9 protein-coding genes are annotated in these 11072 nt (G+C 64.8%); all 9 read right to left on the reverse strand.

Going from position 1 to position 11072, the window contains the following annotated elements; translation table 11 throughout:
• Positions 1-128: 128 nt before the first annotated feature.
• Entirely contained in the window at positions 129-1835 is a 1707-nt protein-coding gene (locus B2Z70_RS14010) for a phage portal protein (protein WP_292984085.1), read from the reverse strand.
• Between the two features lie 2 nt (positions 1836-1837).
• The gene (locus B2Z70_RS14015) at positions 1838-2068 is read right to left on the reverse strand and encodes a hypothetical protein (protein WP_292984086.1); all 231 of its coding nucleotides are present in this window, start codon (positions 2066-2068) and stop codon (positions 1838-1840) included.
• A gap of 215 nt (positions 2069-2283) precedes the next feature.
• Positions 2284-4449 (reverse strand): terminase gpA endonuclease subunit, encoded by a 2166-nt coding sequence (locus B2Z70_RS14020; RefSeq protein WP_292984088.1) that lies wholly within the window; start codon positions 4447-4449, stop codon positions 2284-2286.
• Positions 4430-5203, reverse strand: coding sequence for a hypothetical protein (locus tag B2Z70_RS14025; protein WP_292984090.1), 774 nt, complete (start codon positions 5201-5203; stop codon positions 4430-4432). Before B2Z70_RS14025 ends, B2Z70_RS14020 begins: the two co-directional genes overlap by 20 nt.
• Before the next feature lie 12 nt (positions 5204-5215).
• Positions 5216-6775: a site-specific DNA-methyltransferase gene (locus tag B2Z70_RS14030; RefSeq protein ID WP_292984092.1), complete on the reverse strand. Its 1560-nt coding sequence runs from the start codon at positions 6773-6775 to the stop codon at positions 5216-5218.
• Positions 6776-6994: 219 nt separating this feature from the next.
• Entirely contained in the window at positions 6995-7810 is an 816-nt protein-coding gene (locus B2Z70_RS14035; RefSeq protein ID WP_292984094.1) for a hypothetical protein, read from the reverse strand.
• Entirely contained in the window at positions 7807-8955 is a 1149-nt protein-coding gene (locus tag B2Z70_RS14040; protein ID WP_292984096.1) for a helix-turn-helix domain-containing protein, read from the reverse strand. The genes B2Z70_RS14035 and B2Z70_RS14040 overlap by 4 nt, the downstream gene beginning before the upstream one ends.
• Complete coding sequence (locus B2Z70_RS14045; protein WP_292984098.1) at positions 8952-9824, reverse strand: DNA adenine methylase; 873 nt, start codon at positions 9822-9824, stop codon at positions 8952-8954. The genes B2Z70_RS14040 and B2Z70_RS14045 overlap by 4 nt, the downstream gene beginning before the upstream one ends.
• Positions 9821-11072 (reverse strand): SNF2-related protein (locus B2Z70_RS14050; protein ID WP_292984100.1); only part of this gene is annotated, 1252 nt, incomplete at its 5' end. The genes B2Z70_RS14050 and B2Z70_RS14045, both read right to left, overlap by 4 nt.

Genomic DNA, 11072 nt, shown 5'->3' on the forward strand with positions numbered 1-11072 from the left:
CGGCGGGCGATGCCCGCCGAGGCGTTAGATCAGGAAAACCGGGGCGCGATAGCGACCCGCAAGGGCGGACGCCCGCCCGGCCCTATGGCCGGAACCGCAGGGGCGGACGCCCCGAGGATCAGTAAAAACTAGCGGCCCTGCCGCGGCGGCTCTTCCTCATCCCGGCCCGAGGCCGCAGCGGCCATGGTTCCGATATCGCCCAGCTGGAGCCCGGCGCGTTGGATGGCGCGATTGTCGCGGGCGGAGCGGGCGACCACATCGTCGAAGTTCTGGCCGCGGCGGGCGGCGATGTCGGACGGGGCAGCGGAGAGGTTCTCGACTTCCATGCGGTCGCCCGTCGCCTCTTTCACCGGGTCCACATATTCGCGGCCCGGGCCGATATCCTGCCCCGCGATATAGGCGGCGGGGGCGTCCCAGATGGACGGGGCGCCGGGCGGGACCGCCAACTCGCCCCTGTCATAGGCCTCTTGCAGGACGGCGAGGCGGAGCGGACGCACCGCATGCAGGCGGATGACCGAGCGCTCGCGCTTGATGGCGCGAAAGGCGTCATTGATCTCGGTGCGGGCCGAGCTGAAGGTGGTGCGCGAAAAGTCCCGCGTGGCCATGGAATAGCCCAGCCCCAGCGGCATGCCCGCCTGCAACGCCAGGAAGGACATAGCGTCCACCCATTCATTGGCCGAGCGGGTTTCGGAGTTCCATTCAAGCTTGTCGCCCGGATAGGGCTGGATGACGCGCGAGCCCGCCACGGTGCCGACGCCATACTCTTCGTAATACTGGACCCGGTTGGCGAGGACGCCGTCGGCGTTTTCCGTGCCGAGAATCTCGGCCAACGCCTCGGGGTCGGACATGGCGCTGGTGTATTGCGCCACGACCAGGGCGTTGATGATGCGGGCGCGGCGTTCAGCCTCGCCCATATCGCGGAAGGCGGCATAGGCGCCGAGCGCCGCGACAAAGTCGGAAATGCCGCGCGACTGACCGGCCCGGCGTTGCTTCATGACATGCAGGACGCAGGGGCGGGTGTCGGTTTCAAAGCCCGGCGTGCGCACCGGATACCAGCGGCCGGCGAACTGGCCCATGACGCCGGCAAGGCCAATATCATGAGGGTGCGCGTCGAGGATGTGATAGGCGATGGGGCGGCCCCGCTCATCCCGGGCAATGCCCGCCCGGCAATCGGACGCCTGCGCCGTATAGGTTGCGCCGCCCTGCCCCTCGATCTCGATCTCGCCGCCCGCGCCATCGGGCCAGCCCGCAGGCTGGGCCAGACGGTCGGGATCGACCACCTGAAGCCGCGTGCCGAAGGTTTCGGACTCGGCGTCGAACAGGACCAGAGCCAAACCCTCGCCTTCGGCCCCGATATAGTTGCGGGCCAGCAGGTCGAGCTGCAGATCCCAGGGCAGGCGCTCTTCCCAGTCATTGCGGGCCAGCGGATCAGACGCCCAGCGCCGCCACGCCTTTTCAATCGAGCGGGCGAGCGCCTCGTACTCTTCGGATGCGGGATCGAGATCGAACACATCGGCATCGGGGGCGGACTGGAACTGCCAGCCCTCGCCCACCAGCAGGGACAGCTTTTGCTCCACCCCCGAGGCGGCGAGCGGTTCATTGCGGATGACATCGCGGATCCGGGCGATAGCGGTGAGCCGGTCGCCCAGCCAGTCGGCATCGCTGGAGCCGTGCGAATTGAAGGATCCGGCAAACTGGGTGTCGAACGGATCGCCCGCCGCATGGGCGCGGCTCGGCCTGCGATTGACCATCAGGCTGTCGGCTTTGGGCGCCGGGCGCGCGGAGGCGTCAGCGCGGCGCTTGCGCACGCGCTGGCGGGCAATGGCGTTGGACATGATCAGACCCCCACAGGACGGTTCGGACCGCGACGGCCCAGAGCGCGGGCAAGTTCGCGCTCGAGCAGGCTGATCTGGTTGCGGATCGACTGTTCCAGATCCTTGCCGGATCCACGGCCGATCTCGCGGTCGCCATGCTTGAGACGGTCGGCGCGGGCCGGGTCCAGCACCTCATCCAGGCGCGCGCGGTATTTCTGGAGATCAGCCTCGATCTCTGCGACTGTTCGCGCCATAGGCGATTCTCCTCGTCATAGATTCGAGAAATGGAGTTCGACATGGCCAAGTGCGCCAAGTGTTCAAACGTGATCGGTCAGCCTGTTTTCACGCGGTTTCATTCAGCCGGAGGCACGTACATGCTGTTCTCCTGCCCAAGCTGTCAGACTGTCATTTCAGTTGCACCTGATGCCGACACGCTCGTCGATGAGATCCGGCGAGAACTGCAGAGACGCTAGCCCGAGTTCAACCGCCCCAGACGCGCCATGACGGACTCGCGTTTGCTCTCGCTACCGGGCACATCCGCCTTCGGCGCGGGCCCGATGGAGGGGCGGTCGAACAGGTCATCCTGATCCCCGCGCGCAGCCTCGATCAGCGCCTCGATATCGGCCCGGCGATCTTCCCATTGCTGATCGGACCAGGAGCCGCGCCGACCCCGACGCGCGCCGATATGTTCGAGCAGACAGACCGATTGCACATCGGTGTCAAACCAGTGGTTATCGCCGCGCGCCACCCAGATCTGGCGCACATAGCCGGTGGATTTAGAGCGTTCTTCCTTGAGGTATTCAGAGGTGAGCTGCTGGAACAGCGCCTCTTCCGCCTCGCCCGGGAAGAAACAGAAGCCCGGCGGCGGGCCCGCTTCGCCGATCTTGTCGAGCGTGCGGGCGTATCGGGTGACGAGGATCTGTTTCGCCGGCCAGGTGCCGGTGTGCCAGACCTTGAGCCCGTACTTTTTCTTCTTGCCGGTCTTGCCGACCTCTTTCTGTTCGGTGCGGGCGATCAGCGGCTTGGTCCAGCCCGGATCGCCCACCAGCACCTTGGCGCCCAAATGATGATTGCGGGCGACCCATTTATGCACCGCATCGGTGTTATAGCGGCCATCGACGCCGATGCCGTCAAACCGGATCTGGGCGCCGCCGGGCAAGGGCGCGCCCCGCTGGGCGACCACATCGAGCTTGGGCCAGGCGCCCTTGAAGGCTTCCGCCGTTTCACCGGCCAGAAAGCCCCAGTCGAGATACCAGCCGCGCTCTTCCGCGTCGTATCCCTTGATCAGGTAATAGAGCCCGTCGCGCTGCACATCGACCGTCAGCGTGAAGACCAGCGGGCCCCAGGCGCCCTCGCCCTTGGAGAACTCGGTCGTGCGGCGGGCGTAGAGCTTTTCCCAATCGGGGGTGAGGGTTTCGACCTCATACGGGCGGCCCAGATCGAGATTGATGAAGACCATCTCGGCCTTGGGGTCGCCCTTCGCGTCGGCCTGTTTCTGGGCCAGCATCTCCCATGTGAGGAAGGGGTTCATCTCGCCGGTGATCCAGAAGCCCGGACGCATGGCGTAAACGCCCAGATCGCGGGTGAGCCAGCGTTGCGCCTCTTCCTCGGTCGCGATCACACGGGGCGGTTTGACGCCGTCGATCTCGCGGGTGTGGATCCAGATCCCGCGCGCATTCATGGCGCGCTTGTCAGCGTGGGTATGCTCGCACCCGCAGGCCGGACAGTCATAGCGGACATTCCAGGGCGGGCCGTTCTCGGCGATCTGCATGTCCTCGATCCGCAGATCGAAACGCGCCTCGCAATGGACGCAGCCCATATACCAGCGGCCCCTGGAACTGGCCTCATATTTGGCGGTGATCACGCAACCGCGCAGGATCAGCGGTGTGGAAATGTCGAACTTCTTTGCGAGGCCCAGCGCGTAATTCAGATCGACCCGCTTGTCGGAGATGGCGATGGGATGACCCTCGCCGCCGGCGTCTTCCTCCCAGCCCGAAATGTCATCGCGGATCAGGAATCGGACCGTGTGCTGGCGCAGGGTGTTGGGGCTTTCGGCCCCGGCCAGCATCAGATAGGAGCCGTTCATGAAGCGGATCTTGAGCCCGGTCGATCCGCCCTCGGTCCGGGCCGACCGTGGCAGGACCGAGCCGATAATGCCCTGCTCCGCATCCCCGCCCAACGCAGGGCTGGCCTCGATGATGGGCCAGAACTTGTTCTCCGCCCATTGTTTGGCCTGTCCCAGTGTCGGCTGGATCATCATGGCGGGCGCGCGAAGATTGGACAGGACGCCTGCGAGGAACAAATCGGCAGTGACCGTGCCGCCTGACTGGGCGCACTTGATCATCACCACATCCTGACAAGGATCCTCGGGACTCAACCGCGCCAGCGGCTCAACCAGGAACGGCGCAGTCGTATGACGATACGGACCGGGTTTGGGCGAGCCTTCCGGAAAGCGGATATGCGCCTCGGCCCAGCTGCCCGGATCAAAGGGCGGCGGAGGCGCAAGGGCATCAAGCGCCGCAGCCTCGACCGCCAGGGCGTTCATCGTGAACACATAGGCCGGATCAGACGCGAAAGCGGGATCCGGCGTGAACTCAGACTGAGGCGATGACCCGTCAGGCATGAGCGGCGACACGCTCGGCGGCGCGCTCCTCAGCCGCTTGCAGGGCCTGACTGGCAGCTTCGGCTAGTTCGGTCCGCGCTTCGGCAATGTGTTGGTTCAGAACCTGATTAACGCCCGCCATGATCGCCTTGCGCGCCCGGCCCGGATCATCTGGATTCGCCTCTTCCGCAACCAGACTGGCGAGCTGGACCAAGGAGTCCCGCAGAGCGCCCATGCGGGCTGTTTCCCGATAGCGAATTTCAGACACCGGAACGAGCTGGCCGAGCTTCTCCTTGTATGCAAGCTCTTTCAACCGAACATCGATAACGGCGGCGTGCGCCTTCGCACGTCCAACTGTTTCTTGAGTCTGATCACGCCTGGGCCGCGCATCTCCGGAAAAATTGTCATCCGCCGCATCCGACGAGAGGGGCTGTTCCGTCGGCGCAGCGGATGACGCCGCCGCTTCACCCGGGACAGGATCGGTGGAAGCGGCAGATTCTGCGGCGCCTGGCGCAGGGGCGAGGCGCTTTAATGGGTTCTGGTGCTCATCACGTGCGCGGTCAGATGCAGCCGCGTCTAAGAGCTTTTTTCCGTCACGCAAAGGGTCGGGAACAAAAGCGAGGAGCCCCTCCTTATTCCATTTGCTGGCGGCAGCACGAGTAAAAGACTGACCAGTCTCTGGATTTATACGCGCGGCGGCATAAGCCGCACCGCTGCGAAAGTATGCCGGGGAACCATCCGCCAGTTTCGCATCAGGATCGATGCGAGGCGCAGGGGAGTTCGTCACAGGGAAGCCTCCCTAGCTCAGCGCCGCCGCGCCCTCCCCGGCGGCGTGCGGCTGGTCATTATCGTAGCTTTTTATTGCATCCTCGATCGACGCGCCGTCTTCGCGGCGCGGCGTCAGCCCACAAACACGCGCACGCCGCAAGATCACGCTAGCGAATTGCGGGCTCAACTCGGTCATTCGCGCCAAGCGACCACGGTTATGACAAGCCTCGAGAATTGAACCCGAACCGCCAAACAGATCGAGCACGACATCACCTGAGACTGAGGAGTTTCTTAAAGCCCGCTCCAACAAAGCCACCGGCTTCATGGTCGGGTGCGCCTTGGATGCCCTCGGCTTGGGGCATTCCCAAACAGACTCTTCATTGGTTGGGCCGTGCCAGACATGGGCCGCGCCAGGCTTCCATCCGTAATGTAACGCCTCATGGCGATAATTGATGTCAGCGCGTGAAAGGACCATCTGGTTTTTGACCCAGGACAAGCCATGGCGGGTGGGCAATCCAGCGTCCATAAGCCCGAGCATGACAGCGAGTTGACCATCAGAGCCTGGGGCCGAAAACGCCCAGACAGCCCCCCCTTTACGAAGAGCGGTGAATGCATTTGAAAATGCATCAGCCAAGAACGCTCGCAATTGCTCCAGGGGCAAATCATCCGAAGCAATCTCAGTATCATTCCCCTTCAAACCGAGAGCCTTGTTCTGAGCTCGAACTTTCCCGGCATAATCGACGCCGTATGGCGGATCAGTCAGCAGCATCGCGGCCTCGCCGGGCCCGCATACTCGCGTGACAGTTTCCGCTTCCAGACAAGATCCACAGATCAGCTTGTGTGCAGGGCCATCGGGATCCTCGGGGTGCGCCGGAATGATCCAAAGCTCCCCCTGCTTAGCGATGAGCGGACCCAACAGAGGATCAGTTTCGGCATCAGCGATCTTACGCTCGCCCAGCGACTCAGGGTCGGGCAGAACCCAAAGCTCCGCCTGCGGCTGCTTGGGTTTCGTCTTTACCTCAACTGGCCCTGTTGCTGCCTGGCGCGTCGGGTCTTGAGTCCTATCTAATTCAGAAGAGGCCTCATTCCACGGAAGCGGCTCACGCTTCTTGGCTGACCGCGCAACCTCCCGTTTTTCAGACGGCAGATCAAAGTCCTCAATCAGCTTCGATAGCTCATTGGGATTGAACCCTGTGATCTCGAAATCGAAACCGAGATCGTGTAGTTCGCCGAGCTCATCCCTTAGCAGCACATCATCCCATTTCGCCATTTCAGCAATGCGATTGTCGGAAAGAATATGAGCTCGGGCCTGCTCAAGTGTGAGATGCGAACAGTCGAGCCCAGGCACCTCAGTCAGCCCGGCTTTTTTTGCCGCCTCAACACGGCCATGGCCCGCCAGAATCATTCCATCGCGCCAAACAGCAATAGGCGCATTAAAACCATTGACCCTGATCTGCTCGGCCAGAACTTCGATCTGACGCTTAGAATGCTTCCGTGCGTTCCGGTCATAGGGACGCAACTCAGATAATCGATAGATCTGCAGCCGGGATGCGAGCCCTGAACCGTCAACTGCGCCCGAAACGTCAACCATCTCAAAACCTTGTGTGGCTGGTGAAGTCCCGCGCTCAGACGCCCCGTATACGTCGAAAGGGCTCAGGAGGACCCGCGAGGGCGGGTTGGGGACGTGGGTTTTCAAGGGGTTAGTGGTGGCCAGACATGACGACGCCCGGCGCGGTCGTCCGCCCGGGCGTCTGTGTCGGCGCAACTTCGCCTCATGACTGAAACGTATATCCGCCGAACGTTCGAAACGTCAATAGCCAAGTTGACGCGCGACCGTTGACAGGGCGTCTGTCAACAGCAGGAGACGAGCCCCCTGCAGCTGGTCACGCCCGGAAACATTGAGGATTTTGACCAGCGAGTAGTTTTGCAGCGGCTGATCTTTTTCCAGCACGAACACCATCAGCTCGAGCTTGGTCTTGCCGTGCGTCCCGTCCCGCGCCACCACGTCGCGCAGGCGCTGGAGCCGCTTCGCCGCCTCCGCCGCGCGGATCAGGCCCAGCTCGGCGTCGCCGCCGCCGCCGCCATCGACCTTGACGCGCGAGGGATCGACCGCCGCCGCGCCATAGCGGCTCTCCATCCAGAGGTCGTGCCAGGCGCACGCCGCCGCCAGCTGCTTGCGGTTCAAGACGGCAGGGTTCCGCCCCCGTCCCAGCCCCAGCTCGGCGATCTGCTTGGTCGGCGCGAGGGCGCGCAGATGCTTGCCATCGGTGACCAGCCCACGTGCGATCGCCGAGAATACGTCCAGCTCCGCCGTCTGGGTCCGGCGCGACAAGTCCGCCTTAACCTGATGGAACAAACGCTCCCGGTCACGGCGCGCGGCGAACTCATCCGCATCGACCTGATCGCGGATCCGCGCCCGGTCCTCGGGCTTCAGCCGCTCCACCCAGTCGGGCAGCGGCTCGGCCTTCATAGCAACCTGCCGCGCCGAGACCTGTTCGGCCTTGCGCTGCGCCGCCCGGGCGTTCTCGGCCTTCCGCCGCGCGATGGCTGCGCGACGTTCGGCCTCGCGTTCCTTCAGCGCCTTACGAGCCTCATCACTCGCCATCATCCGGCCCTGTCCGCTCATGCTCGCGTCTCCCGCTGTTGGCCTGTCGCCGTCTCGGTCAGGGCATCGGCCCCGACATGTTCATATTCGCTGCGCCATGCGCCCCTATCCCGCAGGCGAGCCTTGGCCCGCTCCCAGAACGCGGGGATGACCAGCGCCGTGTCAGGAAAGCCGAAATGGATCATCGCCCCGGTGAATGTGGACCGGAATGCGACCTGGTCCTCGGCCACCAGATACAGCCCCTTCACCCCGTCCCCGTTGAGCGGATGCCGCACGATCCGAAACCGGAACCCGCCCTCCGGCGTCAGCCAGGGGGCCGCATGCCGGTTGCTGCGTCCCGTCCCGCCCAGCATGGCGTCCAGAAACGCGCCCTCGGCGCAGCCATGATCGTATTCGGGCAGGTCGGGTTCTGGCACAGGCTCACGCTCGGCCAGTCGCTCCGCAGGGCCCGACTTGAACTGACGCAGGCGGCTCTTGCCGCGACCCTTGCCCGAGCCGCCCTCTCGCCGAGTCTTTGACCGGATGGGCTTGGCGCTGTCGGCTGCGGGTTTCGGCTCGACCGCGTCGGTCCGGTCGCCGCCATCCGGCGGCGAAGCGACCGGACCCGGCGCTTTTTGTTTCTTTTTTTCGTTAAAAGGAATCGTTCCTGCTGTCGTCCCAGCGACGACAGGGGGTGTCGTCCCTGGGGCGACAGGGCCTTGTCGCCCACCGGCGACAGGGGGGGTGTCGCCCACGGGCGACAGGGTCGCGCCCTCATCGCCTCCGTTTTCGGCGGGATCTTGAGCCCCGTCCTCAGCCTCAGCGGACGGCTCACCCCGGCGCAATTTTTTGAACTCCGCCAGCGACTGGTCCGGCGCATCTCCCGGCTCTCGCTCATCACCCGGATCCAGATGCACGCGATAAGCCGCAGGCTTGTCCGCGCGCTCGGCGCGCCGCACCTCGACCCAGCCCAGCCATTCCAGAACGGTCAGCGCCTCATTCACCTTCTGGCGCCCGAACCCGCACCGCGCGGCCAGGCGGGACTGACGCGTCGGCGTGGTCCATCCCCGGCGATCCGTGAAGGTGCCCAGGGCGCACAGCACCCGATAATCGCTGTCGCGCATGTGACCGGCGATCACATCCTCGATCGCGCCGGCGGGCGTCACTGACAGGCGTGGCCCGTTCATGCCGCACCCCCAACCATGGGAAGCGGCATCTGCGCACCTGATCCGCCCGCCAGCGCCTCTGTGGCGCGCGGATTGATCCACAGCACCTCGGTGCGCTTGCGCGCACCATCGGCCAGCGCCGCCCGCTCCACGCGGGTCCAGCCCGGCAGGGCGTCGTCATAGAGGGCGCAGGGATAGCCCGACAGCACCACATGGCCCTGACAGCCCTTCAGGCAATCGAGCAGCGCCACATGATCGTCATCGTTCATCTCGACAGCATAGGCCCGGTCATTGGCCGAACCACGCGACGCCGTCCGCGTCTGATGCACATAGGGCGGGTCGCAATAGTGCAGCGTGTCCGGCCCGTCCTGATGCTCGATCACCTGCACGGCGGGGCGATTCTCGATGCACACCCCGCGCAGGCGCTCCACCACCGCCTCCAGCGTGTCCGGATGCGTCGAGAAGTCCTGCGCCCCGGTCTGGTTCTGGCGATAGGCCTTGGCCCGGAAGCCAGTCTGATTGACGCGGCGGGCTGTCGTCCCGTGCGCCATAAAGCATCGCGCCACCAGTCGCCGCGCCCGCTCCACAGGATCCTCCGTGGGCTCATATGCAGCCAGGAACTCATCCCGCGAGAACGGGGTCAGCTTTAACAGTTCGATCAGCCTCGCCGCCTGGGCCTCATCGCGCAGCACACGGAACAGGGTGACGACGTCCCCGTCGAGATCGTTATAGACCTCGGCATAGGCGCGCGGCTTGCGCAACAACACGCTCCCCGCCCCGCCAAAGGGCTCGACATAGATCCGGTGCGGCGGGAAGTGACGGATCACCCAAGGGGCCAACCGCCATTTGCCGCCATGCCATCGCAACACCGGGCGTTTGACGTCCGTCATGCCGCCCTCCCGTCTTGTTTTGTCAGATATCGATTGACCAGCGCCTGCACGCGGCTGCCATCGTCGCGCGTGCTCACATCCAGCGGCGCATCGCCATCCAGCACGCCGTGCTGTTCGCTGGCCTTCAGCCCGGTCATCTCGACCATAGGCGGGTCCGACCCGTCCGCAGCAACCGGGAAGATGGCGTGGACCTCATCGGCCTCCTGCCCTTCCCGGGCGAGGCGTCCGATCACCTGCGTATGGGTGGCGGGCGACCAGTCCAGCTCGCCGATGATCACCGTCTTCGACGCCGCTTGCAGGCCGTCCAGACCCTTGCCGGAGCGCAGCGAGATGATCAGGCACTGGCAGCCGCCGCGCACGAAATCCTCAAAGGCCTCGCGCTTCTGGCGTTGAGATTCCGTGCCCGTGTAGAGCCGGGGCTGGAACTCGGCCAGCTCCTTCAGCCAGATGTCATAGACCTCGCGATGCCAGCCCGCGAGCAGCACCTTTTCACCATCCGACATCGCCATGCGAGCCAGGCGCGCCACACTGCGCGCCTTGGCCACGCCGGTCAGCTGACGCATGCGCAGGTCCAGATCCCGCACCGCCTGCCCGCGCTCGTTAAACGATCCCTCGCGGGCTTTCCGGGCCAGCTCCGCCGCCCAATCTTCAGCGCTGGCCAGTTGCTCCACATCGTGATCGACGTGGACGATGGACTTTTTCACCGGGATGGCGCCCACCGGCTCGGCCCGCACCATGGCGTGGGCATCCACCAGCAGGGCGCGAACGGCCTGCGGGTCTTCCAGTCGCCCGCTGGGCGCAAACTCGCGCAGGAAGTCCCCGCGCTCGCCGAACACTTCGGGGCGCAGATACTTCATCACAGTCCAGATCTCGACGCCCCAGTTGTAAAGCGGCGTCGCATCCAGCCCTAAACGTCGCCGGGCGGCGCGGGCGAAGTTCAGACAGGCCCGCCCCTTCACCGTGTCTTCGCCGTGGCGCAGCTCGCTGATCTCGTCAAACACCACAAGGCCCAGCCCGGCCTGATCGGTGAACTGGCCAAACGCGTCGACCCATTTGCCGATATTGGAATAGCGGAAGACATAGACATCCGCCGGCGGCAGGTCATAGGGCTTGGTCGTCTCCACCTCCCACGCCGTCAGCGTGGTGAAGCGATGCAGCACCTCCACCCACTGGCGCGACAGGTGCGCGGGGGCCACGACCACGGCGGGCAGATTGCCCTCGCGCAGCATGGCCGCACCGGCGGTATAG

This window comes from Oceanicaulis sp. UBA6590 (assembly GCF_002433705.1).
Classification (GTDB): Bacteria; Pseudomonadota; Alphaproteobacteria; order Caulobacterales; family Maricaulaceae; genus Oceanicaulis.

Bases quoted from the DNA above. Each gene is read 5' to 3' on its own strand.
- B2Z70_RS14040 (WP_292984096.1), bottom strand. From the start codon at position 8,955: ATGAACGGGCCACGCCTGTCAGTGACGCCCGCCGGCGCGATCGAGGAT.
- B2Z70_RS14045 (WP_292984098.1), bottom strand. From the start codon at position 9,824: ATGACGGACGTCAAACGCCCGGTGTTGCGATGGCATGGCGGCAAATGG.
- B2Z70_RS14010 (WP_292984085.1), bottom strand. From the start codon at position 1,835: ATGTCCAACGCCATTGCCCGCCAGCGCGTGCGCAAGCGCCGCGCTGAC.
- B2Z70_RS14015 (WP_292984086.1), bottom strand. From the start codon at position 2,068: ATGGCGCGAACAGTCGCAGAGATCGAGGCTGATCTCCAGAAATACCGC.
- B2Z70_RS14030 (WP_292984092.1), bottom strand. From the start codon at position 6,775: ATGGTTGACGTTTCGGGCGCAGTTGACGGTTCAGGGCTCGCATCCCGG.
- B2Z70_RS14035 (WP_292984094.1), bottom strand. From the start codon at position 7,810: ATGAGCGGACAGGGCCGGATGATGGCGAGTGATGAGGCTCGTAAGGCG.